The organism is Pseudomonas viridiflava (assembly GCF_001642795.1).
Taxonomy (GTDB): domain Bacteria; phylum Pseudomonadota; class Gammaproteobacteria; order Pseudomonadales; family Pseudomonadaceae; genus Aquipseudomonas; species Aquipseudomonas viridiflava.
The window spans coordinates 361,734-384,485 of record NZ_LKEH01000025.1; the positions used below are offsets into that span (position 1 = coordinate 361,734).

Here is a 22,752-nt window from a genome sequence, read left to right on the forward strand (position 1 = left end):
CATAAAAAAACCCACCGGATCCGGTGGGTTTTTTATTGGGCGTTGATCAGAACAATCGGATCAGAACAGCTGGATCGACGGCTTCTCTTTATCGATCGTTGCGGTCTGACCGGTCTTCTCGTACCAGCCGCCGCCGAGGGCCTTGTACAGATTGACCTCGCTGGTCAGCTGCGCAAGACGGTCGGTGATCAGCGTCTGTTGCGCGCTGAACAGTGAGCGCTGCGCGTCGAGGAAGGTCAGGTTGCTGTCGATCCCGATGCGGTAGCGACGCTCGGCCAGACGGTAGTAGTCCTGGTTGGCAGTGACAAAGTCACGCTGCGCCTGGAGCTGCTCGTCGTAGGTCTTGCGCGAAGCCAGGCCGTCGGACACTTCCTGGAAGGCGGTCTGAATCGCCTTCTCGTAATTGGCGACGCTGATTTCCTTCTGGATCTTCGAGTAATCCAGGCTGGCGCGCAGGCTGCCGGCGTTGAAGATCGGAATGTTGATGCTCGGCTGGAACAGCCAAGTGCCCGAACCGCCCTTGAACAGACCGGACAATTCGGTGCTGCTGGTGCCCGCGCTGGCCGTCAGGCTGATGCTCGGGAAGAACGCGGCACGTGCGGCACCGATGTTGGCGTTGGCCGCCTTGAGCGTGTGCTCGGCTTCCAGAATGTCCGGACGACGTTGCAGCAGATCGGACGGCAGGCCGGCCGGCATTTCGGTCAGCATGTCGGAGTCGAGCAACTGGCTGGCTGGCAGGTTGTCAGGCAGACCGGTGCCCAGCAACAGCACCAGGTTGTTCTGATCCTGTGCAACCAGACGCTGGTACTGCGCCAGACGGGCGCGGGCGCTTTCGACAGCGGTCCGCGACTGGCTCAGGTCCAGTGCCGAAGAAACGCCGACTTCATTGCTGCGCGAGGTCAGGCGAAAGCTTTCTTCGTAGGTCTTGAGGGTGTCCTGCGTCAGCTTGAGTAGTTCCTTATCGGCCTGCCAGGTCAGGTAGGCATTGGCAACGTTGGCCACCAGACTGATCTGGGTGCTGCGACGTGCCTCTTCGCTGGCGAAGTAGGTTTCCAACGCTTGCTGGCTGAGGCTGCGGACACGACCGAACAGGTCCAGTTCATAGGCGCTGACGCCCAGAGTCGCTGAATAGCTGCTGGTGATGGCCGACTGGCCGGTCTGCGTCTGGTCACCCGGAACGCGCTGACGGCTGCCGCTGCCATTGGCGGAAACCGCAGGCAGCAGGTCCGCACGCTGGATGCGGTACTGCGCACGGTAGGCGTCGATGTTCAGGGCCGCGACACGCAGGTCACGGTTGTTGACCAGCGCGGTCTGGATCAGGCGTTGCAGCGCCGGATCACGGAAGAACTCGCGCCAGCCTTGCTCGGCGGCAGCCATCTTGGCCGCTTCGGCCGGCGAGTACGCCGGACCTTGCGGATATTGAGCGGCGACCGGAGCTTGCGGCTGCTTGTACTCGGGGATCAGGGAGCAGCCGCCGAGAATGAACGCGGTAACTGCCAGAGAGATCAGGGACTTGCTCATTGGCCAGCCTCGGTAGTTTTGACGTGTTGCTTGTTTGATTTGTCTTTGCCTTTGAACACCGACGACACGGCGACGTAGAACATAGGCACCCAGAAGATCGCCAGGATCGTTGCGGTGATCATACCGCCGATCACGCCTGTACCGATGGCGTGCTGGCTACCCGAACCGGCACCGCTGGAGATTGCCAGCGGAACCACGCCGAGAATGAACGCCATCGAGGTCATGATGATCGGACGCAAGCGCATCCGGCAAGCTTCCATCGCCGACTCGACCAGCGATTTGCCCTGCTCATGCAGTTCCTTGGCGAACTCGACGATCAGAATGGCGTTCTTCGCCGCCAGCCCCACCGTCACTAGCAGGCCCACCTGGAAGAACACGTCGTTGGAAAGACCGCGCAGACTGGTTGCCATCAAGGCACCGATGACACCCAGCGGTACGACCAGCATGACCGCAATCGGAATCGACCAGCTCTCGTAAAGCGCTGCCAGACAGAGGAACACCACCAGCATGGACAGTGCGTACAAGGCCGGTGCCTGAGAGCCGGACAGACGTTCTTCGAACGACAGGCCGGTAAACGAGTAGCCGATCCCGGCAGGCAGTTTCTGAGCGATGGCTTCGACTTCCGCCATGGCCTGACCGGAGCTGTAGCCCGGAGCAGGGGTGCCCAGCACTTCCATGGCCGCTACGCCGTTATAGCGCGACAGCTTGGGCGAACCGTAGATCCACTCGCCGCTGGCGATGGCCGACAAGGGCACCATGGTGCCGCTGTCGTTACGCACGAACCACTTTTGCAGGTCTTCAGGCGTCATGCGGCTGAAAGCTTCGCCCTGCACATACACCTTCTTCACACGACCACGGTCGATGAAGTCGTTGACGTAACTGCCGCCCAGCGCGATGGACAGGGTCTGGTTGATGTTGGACAGGGTAATGCCCAGTGCGCTGGCCTTCTCGTCGTCCACAGTCAGTTGATACTGCGGTTCGTCGTTCAGGCCGTTGGGACGTACACCTGCCAGAATCTTGCTCTGCGCGGCCATGCCCAGGAACTGATTGCGTGCATCCAGCAGTTTCTGGTGACCGACACCGCCCTGGTCCTGCAGGTAAACGTCGAAACCGGTGGCGTTACCCAGTTCCAGTACCGATGGCGGCACGACTGCGAAGACCATGGCGTCACGGAAGCTGGCGAAGTGCGCCTGAGCCCGTTCGGCAATCTTGAACACGGTGGTCTCGGCATCACGCTCGTCCCACGGCTTGAGCATCACGAACGCCAGACCGGAGCTTTGACCACGACCGGCGAAGTTGAAGCCGTTGACGCTGAACACCGAGTTCACGCCCTTGCCTTCACCGTTCTCCTTGTCGAGCAGGAAGTCGCGCATGTCATCGATGACCTTCTGCGTGCGCTCTGCGGAAGAACCAGCCGGTGTCTGTACCTGGGCAAAGATGACGCCCTGGTCTTCTTCGGGCAGGAACGCCGCCGGAATACGGGTGAACAGCCAGATCATGCCCGCCACGATGATCAGGTACACGACGAAGGCCGGCAACTTGTGGGTCACCATGCGTTTCACGCCGTTTTCGTAGCTGACCACGCTGCGGTCGAAGGTCCGGTTGAACCAGCCGAAGAAGCCACGCTTGGGTTGGCCGTGTTTCTCCGGGTCGATAGGTTTGAGCATGGTGGCGCACAGCGCCGGGGTGAAGATCAGGGCCACGAGGACCGAGAGCGCCATCGCCGAAACAATGGTGATCGAGAACTGCTTGTAGATCACGCCTGTGGAGCCGCCGAAGAACGCCATCGGCAGCAGTACCGCCGAGAGCACCATGGCGATACCGACCAGCGCACCCTGGATCTGGTCCATGGATTTCTGCGTGGCCTCCTTCGGAGACAGATGCTCCTCGGCCATGACCCGTTCGACGTTTTCCACCACCACGATGGCGTCGTCCACCAGAAGTCCGATGGCCAGAATCATGCCGAACATGGTCAGCGTGTTGATGGTGAAGCCGAACGCGGCAAGGATGCCGAACGTACCCAGCAGTACCACCGGCACGGTCATCGTGGTGATAATGGTCGCGCGCAGGTTCTGCAGGAACAGGTACATCACCAGGAACACCAGCACGATGGCTTCGATCAGGGTGTGAACTACGCCGCTGATGGATTCCGTTACGGTCGGGGTGGTGTCATACGGGTAGACGACTTTCATGCCTGGCGGAAAGAAAGGTTCCAGCTCGCTGATGGTGGCGCGAATCGCTTTGGCTGTGTCGAGGGCGTTGGCACCCGAGGCCAGTTTGATCGCCATACCGGAAGCCGGTTTGCCGTTGAACTGTGCGTCGATGCTGTAGTTCTGACCGCCCAGTTCGATGCGCGCGACATCCTTGAGACGAACCTGCGAACCGTCAGCGTTGACCTTCAGAAAAATATTGCCGAACTGTTCGGCAGTCTGCAGGCGGGTCTTGCCGATAATGGTCGCGTTCAGCTGAGTGCCGGGAAGCGCTGGCAGGCCGCCCAGCTGACCGGTTGCGATCTGCACGTTCTGTGCACTGACCGCGGTGGTCACGTCCACAGGCGTCAACTGGAAGTTGTTCAGCTTGGCCGGATCCAGCCAGATGCGCATCGCGTACTGCGAACCGAACACCTGGAAGTCACCCACACCGGAAGTCCGCGAGATCGGGTCCTGAATGTTGGAAACGATATAGTTGGACAAGTCTTCGCGAGTCAGGCTGCCATCTTCGGCCACGAGGCCGATCACCAGCAGGAAGTTCTTCACCGACTTGGTCACACGCAGACCCTGTTGCTGCACTTCTTGCGGCAGCAGCGGGGTGGCCAGGTTGAGCTTGTTCTGCACCTGTACCTGAGCGGTGTCAGGGTTGGTACCCTGGTTGAACGTCACGGTGATGGTCATGCTGCCGTCGGAGTTACTGTCCGAGGAAACATAACGCAGGTTGTCGATACCGTTGAGCTGTTGCTCGATGATCTGTACCACGGTGTCCTGCACGGTCTGTGCAGAAGCGCCCGGGTAGGTGACCTGGATATCGATGGCTGTCGGCGCGATGGCCGGGTATTGGTTGATCGGCAGCTTCATGATTGAAAGCGTACCCACCAACATGATCACCAGGGCTAATACCCAGGCGAAGATGGGGCGGTCAATAAAGAATCTGGACATCTATCACTCACCTTTGCCAGTGGCAGCAGGGGCAGCATTGGCAGACTGGTCAGCGGTGAGGTTGGTTGCTTCCTTGACCTTCACTTCAGCGCCTGGTTTGACGTATTGCAGGCCTTCGGTGATCACGCGGTCACCTTCGCTCAGCCCTTTCTCGATCAGCCAGTAGGCACCGGTGGTACGGCTGGTCACCAGTTCACGCTGCTCGACCTTGTTGTCCTTGTTGACCACCAGAGCGGTCGGCGTACCTTTCAGGTCGCGGGTCACGCCTTGCTGCGGCGCCAGGATGGCCTTGCTGTTGACGCCAGCCTTCAGCTGAGCGTGAACGAACATGCCAGGCAGAAGCATGTGGTCCGGGTTGGGGAACACAGCGCGCAAAGTCACCGAACCGGTGGCCTGATCGACCGACACTTCGGAGAACTCGAGCTTGCCTTCCTGCGGGTATTCACTGCCATCTTCCAGGGTCAGCTTGACCGACGCAGAGTTGTCACCCGACTTCTGCAACCGGCCGCTGGCCAGGTCGGCGCGCAGTTTGAGCATGTCCGCCGAGGACTGATTGACGTCCACGTAGATCGGGTCCAGTTGCTGGATTGTCGCCATTGCGTTGGTCTGGCCATTGCTGACCAGCGCGCCCTCGGTGACAGCCGAGCGACCGATGCGGCCGGAAATCGGCGCCAGTACCTTGGTGAAACGCAGGTTGATCTGTGGGCGGACTGCAGGGCGGCCTGAGCTTCCTGGGTCGACGCCAGCGCAGTGTCGTACTCCTGACGGCTGACGGCTTGCTCATTCACCAGCTGCTTGTAACGGTCGGACATCGACTTGGCCGACTGCAGGGTCGCCTTGGCGCTGTTGGCGCTGGCTTCATAAACAGAAGGATCGATCTGATACAGCTGCTGACCGGCCTTCACATCACCGCCTTCGGTGAACAGGCGCTTGAGAATGATGCCGTTGACCTGCGGCCGGACTTCAGCCACGCGGAACGCTGTGGTTCGGCCGGGCAGTTCGGTGGTCAGGGTATATGGCTGGGCTTTCAGTGTGACGACACCGACCTCAGGGGTCTGCGGAGGCGGGGCCTCCTGCTCCTTCTTGCCACAACCGCTGAGCAGGGTTGCCAGGGCGACGGCAGTGACCAGAACGGTAACAGCTGGCTTGAATTGCATGAAGATCCTCGGGGCAGGAGCCTGTTTACTCAACAGAGTGTTGAAGTGTTAAAAAATATTTCGGCTAGATAAGTAGCATGCTAAGGAATATACTTACATTCATGGCTGTTTGTAAATACCTTCCCTGTGCAATCATTCGCCGCGAAGGGTGCCATCAGCGGGTTCGGGACAAGGCGAAACAACGGCCGCCCGGTTTTGTCTTCAGGCCGTGAACCGCACAGGTGCCTGAAGAGATTTTTTTGAGGTTGATTGCCATGGCTCGTCGCACCAAAGAGGAAGCTCAGATCACTCGCAGCCAGATACTGGAGGCTGCCGAGCAAGCGTTTTATGAGCGCGGTGTGGCTCGCACGACGCTGGCCGACATCGCGACGCTTGCCGGTGTGACAAGGGGTGCCATCTATTGGCATTTCAACAACAAGGCCGATCTGGTGCAGGCGATGCTGGACAGCCTGCAGGAACCGCTCGACGAAATGTCGCAGGCCAGTCAGGACGAAGACGAAGAAGACCCGCTGGGTTGCATGAAGAATCTCTTGGTTCATCTGTTTCATGAGCTTGCACTTGACCCTAAAACCCGTCGCATCAATGAAATCCTTTTTCATAAATGCGAGTTTACTGACGAGATGTGTGATTTCCGTCGTCAACGTCAAGAGAACGCCATTGGGTGCCACGAGCGTATTCAACTGGGGCTGAGCAATGCCGTGCGTCAGGGACAATTGCCAGAAGATCTGGATACGGCTCGCGCGGCGGTCGCTCTGTTTTCATACGTAAACGGCATTATCTACCAGTGGTTGCTGGTGCCCGACAGCTACTCACTGCCGTCGGAGTCCGAGCAATTGGTCGAAGTCTGCATGGACATGCTGCGTTTCAGCCCTTCACTGCGTGTGCCACAGCTTCTGATTGAAGGCTGACAGAATATAACGCTGTCGGGTTCCAAATGGGCACCCTTCGAATTCAATTAATTGCGGTAAACAAAAAGTTTACCGTTTGCTGACATTTGTCCGTCCGCTTATGTGTCTGCAATACGCTTTTACGGCATGGGATGACATGAGCCTGTAGGAAGTCGGTAGGACATTTCCTGAAACATGTAGCTGATTTCCCAAACTAAATTCCGTGTATTGCTCCGCTTCGAAACTCCCTTCACTCTTCGCTCCCTAATCGACATGGTGAGAGGGAAGTTGCATGTCCAGGCGAAATCTTGCGCCTATATGCGTTGAAAACAAGGACAGTTGTGCAAAAGCCCGCCAGGCGACAATCCGCCTGAGCTGCGCTGGCCGAACCTCATTCCGACGGATGGATCATCCGGACGTTGATGGCTTTGCACAAAGCTCCGCGCCGGTTGTCAGCCGGGGGAGGGCCGAATGATGCCGCAGGCTGTATTGGATTGCATGAGCCCACTGTTAAGGCTGGAGTTACAGGCCGAGCGCATTGCCGTGGACTCGGCACAGGGAATGCCGGTCGTTCGTCTGGGGCTGATCACCACGCTGTATTTCAGAAAAGGCCATACACAGGATGCGAAGCAGCGGGTGGAGGCCTGTTTTTCACGCTTCTACACGGCCTTCAAGCCGGTGCTCAAATGGCAGCTCTATAAACGCATGCGTCGTTTGACACCTTCCGGGTTCGCTTCCTGCCGACGCCAGGTGGTCCATGGTTCACCACAGGACCAGTTCGTCTGGTCGATTGCCAGCGCCACCCAGGCCGAAGTCGCCAGCTACAGCCTGTTTGTCATGAACACCTCTGAAGGGCAGGCCGACAATGATCTTTCCTGTCTGAAAATGGTATTGCCCTGGTCGTACCTGACCGAGCCCGACGGCCTTAAAAACTATGAAGGCTGGATCCGGTACCTGAGCAGCGAAGTGCAGGCCGAACATGGGTTCGGCGGTCTGGCCTGCATCCTTCCCTGTGACGGACATCAGTATCTTTCGTGGGAGTATCGGCTCGCCCAGCAGTATGTGGGGCTGATGGTCGATCCCGGACCGCATATAGAAAGCCTTCGCCTGCTGGACCATATCAAGGGTGTGGGCTGGTATACGGTTCTGGGCGAGTCTTTCGTGAGACGCCTGGGCAGCAGCGACAGGCTCCGGGCTCAGTTGAGCGGGCACAGCGATATCGTCTTCCATGCGTACAGCACCGGGCTGATGATCCGCGCCGGAAACGTCCCTGAACTGGGCGAGCGCGGTCGGCTCCCGCCTGCTTCCTATAGGGCCGTCAACAAGGTGATCAAGCCGATCCGTTTGCAGGACACCGGCAATCTTCACCCCTATCTGGCACCGGGGCTTGGCTTTACCAGGCAGACAACTGCGCAGTGGTTCGCCCGTTTTGACGAAAAGCCTCCTCAGCCGGTGGATGCCGGTCGGGCATGTCCTCAGGCGGGCTACTGGTTCAGCAATGCCAGGGCCCGGTCTCGGCGGTTCTTCAATGAAAGCGAAATCATGCCCGCGTTCGAACACCTGAAAGGCAAGAGAACCCAGTGGTTCTGGGCGGCTCAGTCGGAGTGACCGCCGCCTCGTCATCGGCCGCGACTAGTCACGGCCCCGCAGAAGGTTGTTGGGCATGGCCCAGGCAGCGGCAATACCCAGCAACGAGATGGCCGCGCTGGTGATCAGCAGGTTTCTGAAGGTCAGGGCCAGCTCGGCGCGCAAGGTCTCCAGCGCCGGGCCGGTGGCGGCATTCAGACTGTCGAGCAACACATTCCCTGAAGCGCCTTCATGGCCGATGGCCCCAGGCTCCAGCTGACCGACGCCGGTGTGCTGCAGCATGGCCAGCAGCAGGGCAGACATCAACGCCACGCCGACCGCACCGCCCAATGAGCGGAACAGGTTGGTGGTGCTGGTGGCAACGCCCATATCCCTGATGTCGACCGAGTTCTGTGTTCCTACCAGTGAGGTCGGGAACTGCATGCCTGACGCGATACCGGTCAGGATCATGAACAGACTCATCAGCACGATTGACTGCGGCGGGGTGAACGCCATGCCCAGAATCGCGATGGGCATCAGCACCGCACCGGTGGCGATCAGGGGCTTGTAACGTCCTGTCAGGGCCGTACGCCGCCCGGCGAAATAAGCACCCATCGGCATGCCCATCGCCAGAGGAAGCAGATGAAGCGCCGCGCTGTCTGCGCCACCACCGGTGACCGTCTGGTAGCGCAGCGGCATCAGCACAATCAGCGAGATGGCCTGGAAGCTGGTGAAAAATACCGTGCACCAGCAAAGCACCGCGCTGCGGTTGGCAAACAGGTGCATGGGCAACAGCGGCTCTCTGGCGCGCCTTTCATACCAGACAAACAGCGCAAGGGTCAGCAGGGCGACGCCCAGCAGCGCTTGCACCTGCACGTCATCCAGACCGTGGCCCTGGCCAATCTCGGTAATGCCCAGCAGCAAGGCAGTCAGGCCGATGATCATCAGTATCGTGCCCAGATAATCGATGATCGGTTTGCGTTGCGGAATCGGCAGCCCTTTCAGCGTGCGCCAAGCCACCACCAACGCGAATATCCCCAGCGGCAGATTGATCAGGAATACCCAGCGCCACGACAGGTATTCGGTCATCAGGCCACCGAGCACAGGTCCGGCGACACTGGCGACGGCGTACATGCTGCTGAAATAGCCCTGATAACGGCCTCGCTCACGGGGCGGAACGATGTCGGCAATAATCGCCTGACTGACCGACACCATGCCACCCGCGCCGATGCCCTGCAGCACGCGAGCCAGTACCAATTGCTCCATGCTCTGGGCCAGTCCGCAGAACAGCGAGGCCAGGGTGAACAGCCCGAGGCCGAACAGCATCAGCTTGCGCCGTCCGTACAGATCGCCCAGCTTGCCGTAAATGGGCACGGCAACGGTCAGCGAAACCATGTAGGCGGAGATCACCCAGGCCAGCAGATCGATGTCTTTGAATTGGGCGGAGATGGCAGGCATCGAGACAGCGACAATGGTCTGGTCGAGCGCGCTGAGGAACACGGCCATCATCAATGCGAAAAGAATGCTGCGGATAGCAGTGGGGGTAGGGGGAAGACTGGTCAAGGCAGAACCTGATGGCAGTGTTGACCCGCCGCAAACGTGACGGGAGATGTCTGGCCAGTCTAATCCGATAGGGGGCTAATCGATAGCTCCCTTCATATGATCAGCGATGAAATACATGACTCACTGTCTGTCATCGCAACGCGCTGAAGGTTGAGTTGGTCGGCACGCAATGGCCGAACGAGCAGCTCACGACCGTCGGTGCCTGCCGCGACAACTCAGTGCGCCAGGCACCGGCTGCATAAACACCGAGTACAGCGATAACACCTGCCACCGCCATGCACTTTCTTGTTATGGGTCTCATGTCGCACTCCTCACTTCAGTTGCAAAGCAATTTGAAAGAGCTGATTGGAGTGTAGGACAGGAATGGAGGCTGTACAGAATGCGCCAGCAACACACCGTCAGCCTTACAGGCTAAAATTCGTGCTTTCACTGATTGGCAGGTTCAAGACTGATGGCGCGCAAGGAATACGAAGAATTCGAAGCTGTATCTGCAGTAATGCCCGGCGAGGAGGGTTACCGTGCGGCAATCGCGGTCAAGGCTCGCGCCGGAGGAGCTCCGCGCTTTCACGCGGTTCTGCCGGGGCAGACGTTCAAGACCGCCCACGAGGCCGATCTGGCCGCAACCGCAGAGCTTGAGCGGCTGGCCAGCGTCGACGCCGAGGGTGAACTGGTCTGGTGATACGCCTGATCAGGCGCCCGGTCTGAACATCTTGAACAAAGCTTCAGGACCCAGCTGGAAATAATCCGCAGGTCCGCCGCCGCGCAGAATCGGCTCTGCGGCGGCCGTGTCGTAGACGCCGTCCTTGAGCAGGGATTTGGCGATATGCACCGCAACCACTTCGCCCAGAATCAGCCAGCTGGGCACCAGCTCCTTGTCGGCGCGCTGTAGCTGGACGATCTGCGTGACCTTGCATTCGAACGACACCGGCGTCTCCAGCACGCGCGGCACAGCCACGATGTGCGAAGCCAGCGGCGTCAGGTTGGCCAGTTCGAATTCACTGACGTCCGCACCGACCGGGGCGCAGGTCTGGTTCATGGCTTCAGCCAGCGAACGTGTTGCCAGGTTCCAGACGAACTCTCCGGTCTGCTCGATGTTATTCAGGCTGTCCTTGCGTCCGACGCTGCAAAAACCAATGATCGGTGGCACGTAGTTGAACGCGTTGAAGAAGCTGTAAGGCGCCAGATTCAGCTTGCCGTTGGCGTCCTGGGACGAAATCCAGCCAATGGGTCGCGGGCCGACAATCGCGTTGAACGGGTCGTGAGGCAAACCATGACCTTTGGACGGTTCATAGGAGTGAATAGCGTCTGACATGCTTGTTTCCTGATCAGCTCAATGACGGGGTTGGCTGCATAGTGCTGCGCTTTGGCAGCGGATGCCAGCCTTCAGACACTGAAAAGCCCGGCATGTGCCGGGCTTTGAGGGGTTGTGAAGCGTGTTGCTTAAGCGCGGCGATTGGCACCTACGCGGTCTGCACCATCAGCGGCCAGACGGTTTGCACCGACGTGGTCAGCACCATCGGCAGCCTGGCGGTTTGCACCGACGCGATCAGCACCATCGGCAGCGAGGCGGTTTGCACCAACGTGGTCAGCACCATCGGCGGCCTGGCGGTTGGCACCGACGCGATCAGCACCGTCGGCAGCGAGGCGGTTTGCACCAACGTGGTCAGCACCATCGGCAGCCTGGCGGTTGGCACCGACGCGATCAGCACCGTCAGCAGCTACGCGGATCGACCCGACGTTGGTGTGCTTCGTGCCGCCTTCGGCAACGACAGGGGCGTTCGACAGGTCGCTGGCAGTCACGACTGGCAGTGCGAAAGCGCTCGAAGCCAGAACAGAGAAAGCGAGGCCGAAAATCAGTTTGGTAGTTTTCATGAGGGTGTCTCCAGTTTGGGTCGGGTGAGTTGTCATCCCGGTATGGAGGCAATGCTACGCGCTGGCCGATTATTAAGAAGTTAATCGGATTGCTACCGACCATCGCTGAAAATGATAATTGGCCGGAGCGCTCTGTTTTCGGGCCTTGCAGGGCTGATGGCATCATGATGGTGCATTTTCTGAAAAATCCTGTAATAAAGGCTCTTGACAAATAAAAACAATATCTAATTCAGTGGTTTGGGCCTATTTTTCAGCCAGAATGTGCACCGCCGTGAAACACCTGGAAACATCCGGCCTCTGAATGACAGCCTGATTCGCGCCCGCAAAAAAGGGCAGCCCCGGCTGCTGGCTGCCCTTTATCACTGAGACGCGAGGTCAGTCGGTTTCGATTCGCGAGTGCTTGCGAGTATCCTTCATGAAGACATACACCAACAGCGAGCACGCGATACAGGCCGTAACGTACCAGTAGTAGCCGGTTTCCATGCCGATGCTCTTGAACCACAGCGCAATGTACTCAGCCGTGCCGCCGAAGATCGACACGGTCAGTGCGTAGGGCAGGCCCACGCCCAGCGCACGGATCTCGGTCGGAAACAGTTCCGCCTTTACCACTGCGTTGATCGAGGTATAGCCACTGACGATGATCAGCGCCGCCATGATCAGAAAGAACGCGCCCCACCAGGTCTGGATGGTGTGCAGGGTGGTGAGGATCGGCACGGTGCACAAGGTGCCCAGCACGCCGAACGCGATCAGGATCGGACGTCTGCCGACCTTGTCCGACAGCGCGCCGATCACCGGTTGCAGCACCATGAACAGGAACAGCGTCGCCGCCGAAATGGTCGTTGAGTCCGTGATGCTCATGCCGACCGTGTTCACCAGATACTTCTGCATGTAGGTGGTGTACGTGTAGAACGCCAGCGTACCGCCCATGGTCAGGCCGACCACAGTCATCAGTTCCTTGGGATGACGCATCAGCGTGCGCATCAGGCTTTCCTTGGCCTTTTCCTTTTTCTTGCGGGTGAAGGACTCGGTCTCTTCCATGCCACGACGCAGGAACAGCGCAACCACCGCACACAGCGCGCCGATGACGAACGGGATACGCCAGCCCCACGCGTACAGTTGCTCGGTGGTCAGCGTCTGTTGCAGCACGATCAGCACGCCCAGCGCGATGAGCTGGCCGGAAATCAGGGTGACGTACTGGAAGCTGGAGAAGAAGCCGCGACGTTCCTTGGTCGCCATCTCACTGAGATAGGTGGCCGAGGTGCCGTATTCGCCACCGACCGACAGGCCCTGCAGCAGACGGGCGAACACCAGCAGGATCGGTGCGCCGACGCCGATACTTTCGTAACCGGGCGTGAGGGCAATGATCAGCGAGCCGAAGCACATCAGCAGCACCGAGGCCATCAGCGCCGCCTTGCGACCCTTGTAGTCAGCGTACAGGCCCATCAGCCAGCCACCGATCGGACGCATCAGAAAGCCGACGGCAAAGATCGCAGCCGTGTTGAGCAGCTGGGCAGTGGTATCGCCCTTGGGGAAGAAGGCTTTGGCGAAGTATAGCGAGAAGGCGGCGTAGACGTACCAGTCATACCACTCGACCATGTTGCCGACCGAACCGCTGAAAATGGATTTGAGGCGACTCGAAGTGGTTTTCGGAGCAGCGGCGGTGCTCGCCGACCCCTTCGGTAGGGAGTTGGAAATTTCCATGGTGATCCTTATTCATTATTTTTAGAGGAGGCATTCAATGCCCTGACCAGTTCCATAGCAGGAGCTGTGCCACACCAGAGAGGGTTGTTTTAGAGGGGTTGAAAACGTTGGATGAGCGATAATCCGCTCATCCGGGGTGTCTGGATGAGCGGATTATTGCCGATTGCGTTGTTCGCTCGGCTAACGAGCAGGCCCAGGCCCGAAGATGATCACGGCAATCACGAAGGCAAACATCAATCCCAGCGTGAGCATCACCCATTTGCCGATGTTCCTTGAGCAGACCTCTTTGAACCGGCTCCATCCTCCGGTCTTTGTGCCGACAGCGTCCTTGATCAAAGACAGTCGATAGGGCGACAGGTAAATCCAGATCAGCAGGGCGGCAACATAAGAGGCCAGCGGTATCGGGCCCGAATGCGCGTAGAGGACGCCGACGAGCACTATCGGAATGCCGTGGGCCAGTACCATGGCCTGATAACCCGGCCAACTGAGCGACACGGGCAACACGCGTTCACTCAGCCATTTATCCGTCGATTCAAACGCGTCTCTGAACGGTTGCCAGATGGCCTGTGCGATGTAAAAAGCCGTCATCATCAGCACAGGCGTCATGACGAAACAGAAGAACAGGTCAAACCCGATGGACGTCTTGCCCGGCGGTTGGAAGTACTGCGCGGTCAGGGCGAGAGATACGCCAGCGGCATACACCCTGGCATAAGGGTTGAAACCAACCTGACGGCGCAGTTTTCGCCAGCCATGCAGGTCAGCATCCGGAAACAGTTCCAGGAGTTCCGGATGACGCTCCGACAGGTCGAAGCTCAATCGATTGCAGGCGACCCAGACGTCGTCATCGCATTCCCTGGCAATACGCAACTGCTCTCTCAGCGGGGGTGGATCGAGCAACAGTTGCGCAGCATGAGCGTCGGCGCTGTCCAGAGGACCTGACAGCAATTGCTGCTGGCGTCGGGCAAACTCCTTTTTCTCGCAGCGCTCGATCAGGTGCATCCAGAGCGAGGGTGTGCCGGAGTGTACGTCGTGTTTCCGATCCCAATCGAAGAGACCTGAAATGCGCTCGAAAAGGGAAGCGCTCCATTCATCGGTGTTGAGCAGCAGTGTCATGGTCCAGTGTTCGAGCTGGTCATGTTGATCCAGGGACAACAACCACGGTTGTTGCTCCAGCGCCTTCAACGCGTCCAGAAACTCACGCTCCTGATGCCTGGCGAGCAGGTCGCGAAACGCGGGCAACGAGCTGTCCAGAAGGGCTTGTGTCAGGCGTTGCGTCTGATGCGCCCTGAACTGCAGCTTTTGCAGGGGCGTCAACCAGTGCAACCGGACGACTGCCGCCTGAATCAGCTCCAGATGTTCGTCAGGTTCAAGCAGGCAGCGCTTGGCTAGGTGCTGCTGAAATTCGTCATCACAGCCTTGTTCCCGCGCCAGTTGGTGTTGCGACTCCAGATTCTGTGGCGTGGTCCGCATGGCCTGTTCATACCAGCTTGTCTCGACGACGGCCGGGCGCACAGGTTCGACCTTTGTCAGCGTCGGCATAAGAGGCGGTGCGACAGGCACAAGCTCCAGAGCAGGCCGATGATCCGCAGGCTCTGTGTTCCAGACGCCGGGCGTGGCGAAAAGACTGTCTTCCTCGTCGCTCTCGTCGTCTTCGACGCGATTGCGCGCCCGGTTCAGCGCCTGTTCATACGCCGTGCGCAGAGTCTGAAAGGCCGCAGGGTCATCGTCAGGCCGGGTCGTTTTCACCAGCCTTGAATATTGACGCTTGATACTGCGCTCGTCGGCGTCGCGATCCAGCTCCAGCACACCCCAACAATCCATTGTCGTCACCACTCACCTCGTTCGAAGTGGTCTGCCTGCTGTTCGAGATGTTTGCGCATCTCACCAATCTGGCGCTCATCCTGGGTTTCCAGCACTCGTTGGAACTGAGCGGCCCAGTTGCCGAGCATTTCACGCTGCTCACCCAAATACTCCTGATACAGCCGTTCCAGGCGCGCCATGAGGTGGGTGTTGACCTGCTTTTCGCGAGGATGAACCTTGAGCGCTTCCAGTACCTTGAGTCGATCCTGAATTTCGGCTGGCGTCATGACTCCGGGATTGTTTTCGATCACCAGCCTGTGACTGATGCCAGTGGCCTGGACCGACACGTCGGCCTCGAGCAGCCCGTTGTTGTCGTAGGTGAAGCGCACGTCCAGTTCGATCTCGCCTGCCTTGGCTTTGGGGACCGGGATGTTCAGCTCGCCCAGCGCAATGTTGTCTTTGACCAGTCGGCTTTCACCCTGAAAGATCCTCAGGATGACCTCGCTCTGATTGTCCGAGACCGTGTTGACGGTCTGTACCCGGCTGACAGGCACCACACTGTTGCGCTCGATGATTGGCAGGTAATGCCCGCCCTGATGCCCGTTGAAGACCCGTTGGGAAATCTCGATACCCAGTGTGTAGGGACAGACATCGGTCAGCACGATCTCTTCCAGCGCCGCATCGCGCTGTTTGAGCGCGGCCTGGATCGCAGCACCCTGAGCGACCACCTCATCGGGGTTGAGCGTGATCGACGGGAAGCGCCCGAACATGCCGGCCGCCAGCTTGCGGATCAGCGGCATGCGCGTGGTGCCGCCCACCAGCAGGATTTCATCGAGATCCGCGACGCGAATCTTTGCGTCACGCAGCGCCCGCTCGATAGGTGCGCGCAGGCGCGCCAGTAACGGGGCATAAAGCTCTGCGACCTGTTCCTGGGTAATCGTCCTGCGCCACTCGCGGTCTGCGTGACGCAGGACGAAGTCGGCAAATTCATCTTGCCCCAGCGCCTTGCGAACCCGCTCCGCTTCACGTCGCAGCGAGGGCTCGATCAGCGCTCTTGCGGGAAAGTTGGAGTCGCCCTGATGTGCGCTGACAAAATGGTCGAGCAAGGCTCTGTCGAAATCTTCGCCGCCAAGAAAGTTGTCACCCGCGCTGGCGCGGACTTCCATCACGCCGTCAAACAGCTCCAGGATCGAAATGTCGAACGTACCGCCACCCAGATCGAAGATCAGAAAGGACGTTTCGCCTTCCTTTTGATGAAGCCCGTAGGCCAGCGCCGCCGCCGTGGGTTCGTTGATCAGTTTTTCGACCTTGAGCCCGGCCAGCTCACCCGCGATGCGCGTGGCCTTGCGCTGGGCATCGCTGAAATAGGCCGGCACGCTGATAACGGCTTCGGTCACCGGCTCACCGTAGGCGCGCTCGACATCGGCCTTCAGGCTTTTGAGGACCAGCGAGGACAGCTCTTCCGGACGATAGGTATTGGCGCCCAGACGCACTTGCTGGGCACTGCCCATGTAGCGCTTGAACAGTGCGGTGGTTTTATCGGGATGAGTCTGCAGGCGCTCCCGTGCTGCCTTGCCGACCAGAATCTGGCCCTCGTCATCAAGCCCGACGACGCTGGGGGTCAGGGTGTCTCCCAGCGCGTTGGTGACCAACTCGCTTTTACCATCGCGCCACACGGCGACCAGGCTGTTGGTCGTGCCCAAATCAATACCGACAATCATGTCAAACCTTCTCCTTGCATACGGCTGTCCAAGTGCTCAAAAAGTAAAAGAATGTCCGGTCCGGGCTGAAACGGCGAGCAGTATTTCAGTCCTTCGATTCTGTGCGTCGAGACGCTGCCTTGTGCAGAAGGGTGGCGAGGTCTTCCAGCGCATAGGGTTTCTGCAACAGGTCGAAACGGTGCGATTCGTCCTGAGCGAACTGGGCGAACTCAGTGCTGTAGCCGGTCGTCAGCACGACTGGCATCCATGGGTAGCGCGTTTCGATCTCGGCATACAACTCAAGACCGCTCATGCCCGGCATGGCGATGTCCGAAAACACTACCTGGAAACTCTCGGGGTTGCCCGAAAGCTCCTGCAGCGCCTCGCTGCCGCTGGAGACCCAGACCACCTGAAATCCCAGTTGCTCAAGCATCGGGCGGGTGTAGGTGCCGATGTCCTGATTGTCTTCCACCATCAGCACGCACAGGCCGGGCAGGGCGCTCAGGGTCTGGCCTTTCTGCTCGGGAGCGATTTCATGATTCTGCGCGCTGGGCAGGCACAGCGTGAAGCGGCTGCCACTGCCCAGTTCGCTTTCGACCAGCACTTCACCGCCCGACTGCTTGGCAAAGCCAAACACCTGCGAAAGGCCCAGCCCGGTGCCTTGACCGACGCTTTTGGTGGTGTAGAACGGTTCGAAGATCAGCCCCAGTTTTTCCTTGGGAATGCCCGAGCCCGTGTCGGTCAGGGTCACTGTCACGTAGTCCCCGTCGCTCAGTGACGGGGAAAGTTCGCTGGACGGGCAGGAAGACCGTTCGACCTTGATGGTCAGGCGGCCCGAGCCTGCCATCGCATCGCGGGCGTTGACCACCATGTTGACCAGTGCCGTGTCGAACTGGCTGCCGTCGGCAAAGATGAAACACGGGGCTGCGGGCACATCGATATCGACCTGAATCCGCGACCCGGTCAGGGTGTCCATCATTTCCCCGATACGGGCGACGCTTTCGCCCACGTCGAACACTTCAGGCTGCAACGCCTGTCGACGAGCGAAGGCCAGGAGCTGGCCGGTCAGCCGTGCAGCGCGGTCCACGGTGCTGGAGATGGCCTCGACGTATTTGACCCGCCGCGCTTCGTCCAGATCAGCAGGTTTCAACAGGTCGCTGCAGGAGCGGATCACGGTCAGCAGGTTGTTGAAGTCGTGCGCCACGCCGCCTGTGAGCTGGCCGATGGCTTCCAGTTTCTGTGCCTGATGAAGCGCATCCTGAGAAAGCCTCAGGGCTTCATTGGCTTCTTCCTCAGCCTGGATGTCGCGGCCCACGGCATGGATGAACTGCTGGTCCGGCACCGCCGTCCAGGCAATCGTGCGGTACGAGCCGTCGGCATGGCGATAGCGATTCTTGAAGTGCGGAATGTTCTGGCCGTTCTCCAGCCCACTCATGGCGGTAAGCGTGCTGTCCACATCATCGGGATGCACCAGCGTCAGGAACTGGCCGCCCACAAGCGCCTGCTCGGACCAGCCCAGCGCCTGAGTCCAGGCCGGATTGACGGCATTGATGATGCCGTCGAACTGCGCCACGAGCATCAGGTCGGTCGAGAGTCGCCAGATCCGGTCGCGATCACGGGTGCGCTCCACCACGCGTTGTTCGAGCGATTCATTCAAGGCCTTCAGGGCCTCTTCAGCATCGCGCAACTGCGTCATGTCGCGGGACACGCAGAGAATTTTCTCCGGCTTTCCGTCGGTGCCAAAAATGGGGCTGACCTGCACGTGCCACCATTTGACGGTGCCCGCCATGGTCTGCGCCGAGCCCATGAAACTGGCGCTCTTTCCCGCCCGGGCTGCTTCGACTGCGGCCTTGGCTTCGAGATTGCCCTGGTTCTGCCAGAAATCCGGCCACGGACAGCCGCGGATCGCGTTGAAGTCGCTGACTTCCATGATGCGCTGACCGCCTTCGCTCATGAAGGTCAGGCGCGAGTCCAGGTCCAGCACCTTGATGCAGTCGTTGATGCTCGACAGGACCCGGTCGGTGAAGGCTTCGTTCTCGTTCTGTCTGGCCTGGGCGAGTACGTGCGCCGTGGTCTCGTTGACCCGGCAGAAAACGCCTTCGATCACGCCCGTGTTGCCGTACAGCGGCGAATAGGACAACGACCACCAGGTCAGCTCGGATTTTCCGTTACGGGTCACAGTGCGCTGGATGTTATCGGATCGGCAGCTGTGACCGGCCATCGCCTGTTCGGCCAGATAACGCACGTCTTCCCAGGCATCGCCCCAGACCGAAGCGATAGGCTGCCCTTGTGCCTGGCTGGCTGCGACAGGCAGCACGGCGCAGTAGGCGTCATTGAAGAACAGCGTGAATTCAGGTCCCCACAGCACGTACATGCTGTCCGGGCAACTGAGCATTAAATTCATTGAGGACAACAGTGCCGATGGCCAGTTGTTCCTGGTCCCCAGAGCAGACGTCGACCAGTCTGTCTCTCGGATAAGCCGACCCATTTCGCCGCCACCCAAAGGGAGGTCGAGGGGAGTATTCACGGTAGAAAATGCCCCATGTTTCGGACTGCTGAGGTTGGCTGGAGTATCAAGGTCGGCATGATGTCATTGTGCCTTTCAACTATCCAGCGATCACGACCAAAGGTGGCGTGACAGTATGCAGACCCGGTGCGTCTGGAAATGTTCGTTTCCGGCCAGACAAGTATTTTCGGCCAGTCGTCCTTCAGCTCAGGAACATTTCCCGCATGAGACCGTGACGCTGCATTTTTTCGTTGAGGGTCCGGCGCGGCAACTGCAATTCATGGAGCACCGCTTTGATATCGCCCTTGTGTCGGCTCAGCGAGGCGCGCAGGCATTGGGCCTCGAAGGCTTCCTGCTGAGCCGCCAGAGACTGTCCGGTCGGTTCGGCGTGTGTCGTCTCCACATCTGGCCGGGTCAGACCCAGGGCCTGACGTTCGGCAGCGTTGGCCAGTTCGCGCACATTGCCGGGCCAGTCATGGCTCAGCAACTGGCTCAGCCGGACCGCACTGACCACCGGGGCTTCACGGCCCATGCGCTCTGCCGCCGCACGGGCAAAATGGTTGAACAGCAACGGAATGTCTTCACGTCGTTCACGCAGCGCGGGCAAGCGCAGTTCGGCCACGTTAAGCCGGTAGGCGAGGTCTTCGCGAAAGCGTCCGGCGCGCGCTTCTTCCAGCAGATCCGGCTTGGTGGCTGCAATGATTCGCAGGTCGACGTCGATGCTCTGATTGGAGCCCAGCCGTTCCAGGCGCTTGTCCTGCAGTACCCGCAGCAGTTTGACCTGCTGCGCCATGGGCATGCTTTCGATTTCGTCGAGAAATACCGTGCCGCCGTCAGCGTATTCGAGGCGGCCGATACGCTTGCCCTGGGCACCGGTGAACGCGCCACTTTCATGGCCGAACAGCTCGGCTTCGAACAGGTGTTCAGGAATGGCAGCGCAGTTGAGGGCGACGAATGGTTTGCTGGCGCGAGGGCCGAAGTCGTGCAGGCAGCGGGCAACGAGTTCCTTGCCGCTGCCGGTCTCGCCGCGGATGATGACGTTCACCGATAGCTGTGACAGCTCAAGCACGTGACGGCGCAAGGTCTGCAGGCTGGGGGACATGCCCAGCAACTTGGTATCCAGCCGGGTGCGGGCGTCGGCCTGTTCATGCAGGCGGCGGTTTTCCAGAATCAGCTGACGCTTTTCGAGGGCGCGGCGCAGATTGCTGATCAGCGTTTGCGGGCTGAAGGGGTTTTCGAGAAAGTCATAAGCGCCTTCACGCATGGCCTCGACGGCCATCGGGACATCGCCATGTCCGGTCAGCAGGATGACTGGAAGGTCCTTGTCGACAACCTGCAGGCGTGCCAGCAGCTCAAGCCCGCTGATACCCGGCATGCGCACATCAGTGAGCACCACGCCGGGAAAGTGCTCCGGCATTTCGGCCAGGCATTCTTCAGCTCGGGCGAATACCTGGACAGTGAAACCCGACAGGGTCAGCCACTGTTCCACGGCCTGTCGGATGGGGGCTTCGTCGTCTACCACGATGACCGAGTTCAACATGCCGGGTCAGGTCTCCAGAAAGTCGTTGGGCAGGCTGAACCGGAACACCGCGCCGCTGCCGTGGTTTTCAGCGCTCAATTGGCCGCCCAGTTCATGGATGATTGCATAGGACACCTCCAGACCGAGACCCAGCCCGTCGCCAACCGGTTTGGTGGTAAAGAATGGATCGAAAATGTTGTTCAGGTTTTCGGGTGCGATGCCTTCGCCCGTGTCCACGACGCTCAGTCGCCATTGACCGTCCAGCGGCTCGATGCGTATTTCCAGGCGCGCCGGCGTTCTGCCGCGCATGGCGTCCAGCGCATTGCGCAACAGGTTGATCAGGACCTGCTCCAGGCGGATCGCATCACCGCGCACCCAGGCCGGGCGTGACAGTTGCAGCACGCATTCGACATGCTCTTCATGCAGACGTGGTTCGAGCAGCAGCAAGGCCTGATCGACCACCGTTGCCAGGTCCAGCCGTTCTCGCAGACCGGCCGGGCTCTTGCGTGCGAACGTCTTGAGGTGCCCCGTCAATGCCGCCATACGCGTCAGTTGCTGATCCACCGGTATCAGCGCCTTGCAGGCTTCCTCGATGCGGCCTTGATCCAGCAGCAGACGCACGGTCGCCAGTTGCATGCGCTGTGCTGTGAGGGGCTGGTTGATTTCATGGGCCAGCGCTGCCGACATCTGGCCCAGCGCTGCCAGCTTGGCGGACTGCACCAGACCGTCCTGCGCTGTCTGCAGATCGCGGGTGCGTTCCTGTACCAGACGTTCAAGTTCATCACGGCTGCGCTCACGCAAACGGGCCAGACGCCAGCGCTGGTAAAGGAACAGGCCGAGAAACACCAGTGCCAGCCAGATTCCGGCGGCGGCGATTCCAGCGTTACGGATGTCCTCATTGGCCAACGGTGGTTTGCGCAGCAGGTGCAGCGTCCAGTTTTCGTCCGGCAGCGGCAATGACTGCCACAGATAGTCTGCCGTGCCGTCCGGGCCATCGACGCGGCGCAGCTGGCTGTGTTCCCCGAGCTGATCGATGACCCGGCTGCGCAGCGGTGTCAGCGGTTTCTTGTCGTACTGGCGGGTGCGCAGCAGTTCGCTGCGGTTTTCGAGCGAGATGGGCTCCAGCTCCCGGTAACGCCAGCCTGGCTGGTTGGCAATGAAAACGATGCCTTTATCGTCACTTACCATCAGCAGGTCATCGCCTTGACCCCATTCCTGTTCAAGGGTGGGGAATTCCAGTTTCACCACCATCGCACCGATGAACCCGGAGGCATCGTCCAGCACCGCGCTGGACAGAAAATAACCGGGGATGCCGGTGGTCACGCCGACTGCGTAGAAACGTCCGGTGCCTTGCGCGCGGGTTTGCAGGAAATAGGGACGAAAGCCGTAGTTGTGACCGACATAGCTATTGGGGGTTTGCCAGTTGCTGGCGCCGACAGCCAGACCGTGGCGGTCCAGCAATTCCAAGGTCGATGAGTGGGCGGCAGCGTTGATTTTTTCCAGCTTCAGGTTGAGCCGGTTCTGGACATCTTCGGTAACCGGTCCGCTCAATGCCGTACGGATTTCCGGGTCCAGCGCCAACACAGAGGGCAGGGCACGATAACGTTCGATCAGGGTGTGCAGCGTGTTGGCGTACAACGCCAGTTGGCTATTGGCGCGAACGGCATCTTCCGACAGGGCATGGCGCTGCGCCTGACGCATCGCCAGTCCGGCCGATACGGCTGCGCCAGCCAGAATCAGCATCACATAAAGGGATAGGCGCCAGTAGCGATGCTTGAACGTCATGTTTCTTGCGCTGCCTGAACGTA

15 protein-coding genes and 1 pseudogene are annotated in these 22,752 nt (G+C 59.7%); 3 read left to right on the top strand and 13 right to left on the bottom strand.

The features are described 5' to 3' along the window. Positions 1–60 precede the first annotated feature (60 nt). From AO065_RS12365 to AO065_RS12375, 3 genes and pseudogenes are all read right to left on the bottom strand, one after another. Positions 61–1,521, bottom strand: coding sequence for an AdeC/AdeK/OprM family multidrug efflux complex outer membrane factor (locus AO065_RS12365; RefSeq protein WP_004881331.1), 1,461 nt, complete (start codon positions 1,519–1,521; stop codon positions 61–63). Continuing rightward, on the bottom strand, positions 1,518–4,673 hold the full coding sequence (locus AO065_RS12370) for an efflux RND transporter permease subunit (protein WP_004881329.1): 3,156 nt from the start codon (positions 4,671–4,673) through the stop codon (positions 1,518–1,520). Before AO065_RS12370 ends, AO065_RS12365 begins: the two co-directional genes overlap by 4 nt. A gap of 3 nt (positions 4,674–4,676) precedes the next feature. Beyond that, a pseudogene (locus AO065_RS12375) lies at positions 4,677–5,830 on the bottom strand (efflux RND transporter periplasmic adaptor subunit). A 254-nt stretch (positions 5,831–6,084) separates the two neighbouring features. On the opposite strand from AO065_RS12375, the gene pmeR reads away from it, so the two are divergent. Both pmeR and AO065_RS12385 read left to right on the top strand, forming a co-directional pair. Beyond that, positions 6,085–6,738 (top strand): auxin-lysine conjugate-binding transcriptional regulator PmeR, encoded by a 654-nt coding sequence (gene pmeR / locus AO065_RS12380; RefSeq protein WP_004881328.1) that lies wholly within the window; start codon positions 6,085–6,087, stop codon positions 6,736–6,738. A 477-nt stretch (positions 6,739–7,215) separates the two neighbouring features. Continuing rightward, a complete protein-coding gene (locus tag AO065_RS12385) occupies positions 7,216–8,325 on the top strand; it encodes a DUF3396 domain-containing protein (protein WP_050562157.1) in 1,110 nt (369 codons plus the stop codon). Positions 8,326–8,349: 24 nt separating this feature from the next. Here AO065_RS12385 and AO065_RS12390 read toward each other — a convergent pair whose 3' ends face one another. Both AO065_RS12390 and AO065_RS27310 read right to left on the bottom strand, forming a co-directional pair. Further along, a complete protein-coding gene (locus AO065_RS12390; RefSeq protein ID WP_025996802.1) occupies positions 8,350–9,846 on the bottom strand; it encodes an MDR family MFS transporter in 1,497 nt (498 codons plus the stop codon). A gap of 130 nt (positions 9,847–9,976) precedes the next feature. Further along, complete coding sequence (locus AO065_RS27310) at positions 9,977–10,147, bottom strand: hypothetical protein (protein ID WP_163019242.1); 171 nt, start codon at positions 10,145–10,147, stop codon at positions 9,977–9,979. Between the two features lie 150 nt (positions 10,148–10,297). On the opposite strand from AO065_RS27310, the gene AO065_RS12395 reads away from it, so the two are divergent. Beyond that, positions 10,298–10,525, top strand: a complete 228-nt coding sequence (locus AO065_RS12395; protein WP_004881321.1) for a hypothetical protein — start codon at positions 10,298–10,300, stop codon at positions 10,523–10,525. A gap of 9 nt (positions 10,526–10,534) precedes the next feature. Here AO065_RS12395 and AO065_RS12400 read toward each other — a convergent pair whose 3' ends face one another. The 8 genes from AO065_RS12400 to AO065_RS12435 form a co-directional block, all read right to left on the bottom strand. Next, positions 10,535–11,158: a flavin reductase family protein gene (locus AO065_RS12400; RefSeq protein ID WP_004881319.1), complete on the bottom strand. Its 624-nt coding sequence runs from the start codon at positions 11,156–11,158 to the stop codon at positions 10,535–10,537. A 128-nt stretch (positions 11,159–11,286) separates the two neighbouring features. Beyond that, positions 11,287–11,718, bottom strand: coding sequence for a hypothetical protein (locus AO065_RS12405; RefSeq protein WP_004881316.1), 432 nt, complete (start codon positions 11,716–11,718; stop codon positions 11,287–11,289). Between the two features lie 375 nt (positions 11,719–12,093). After that, positions 12,094–13,419, bottom strand: a complete 1,326-nt coding sequence (locus AO065_RS12410; protein ID WP_004881313.1) for an MFS transporter — start codon at positions 13,417–13,419, stop codon at positions 12,094–12,096. 180 nt (positions 13,420–13,599) lie between these two features. Next, positions 13,600–15,240: a J domain-containing protein gene (locus tag AO065_RS12415; RefSeq protein ID WP_032650730.1), complete on the bottom strand. Its 1,641-nt coding sequence runs from the start codon at positions 15,238–15,240 to the stop codon at positions 13,600–13,602. 5 nt (positions 15,241–15,245) lie between these two features. Next, positions 15,246–16,940, bottom strand: a complete 1,695-nt coding sequence (locus AO065_RS12420; RefSeq protein WP_004881308.1) for a molecular chaperone HscC — start codon at positions 16,938–16,940, stop codon at positions 15,246–15,248. Positions 16,941–17,025: 85 nt separating this feature from the next. Beyond that, positions 17,026–19,407, bottom strand: a complete 2,382-nt coding sequence (locus tag AO065_RS12425) for a PAS domain S-box protein (protein ID WP_080597903.1) — start codon at positions 19,405–19,407, stop codon at positions 17,026–17,028. 220 nt (positions 19,408–19,627) lie between these two features. Continuing rightward, positions 19,628–20,965 carry a sigma-54-dependent transcriptional regulator gene (locus tag AO065_RS12430; RefSeq protein WP_004881304.1) on the bottom strand — a complete coding sequence of 446 codons (1,338 nt, stop codon included), beginning with the start codon at positions 20,963–20,965 and terminating at the stop codon, positions 19,628–19,630. Positions 20,966–20,971: 6 nt separating this feature from the next. Beyond that, on the bottom strand, positions 20,972–22,729 hold the full coding sequence (locus AO065_RS12435; RefSeq protein ID WP_004881302.1) for a sensor histidine kinase: 1,758 nt from the start codon (positions 22,727–22,729) through the stop codon (positions 20,972–20,974). Positions 22,730–22,752 lie beyond the last annotated feature (23 nt).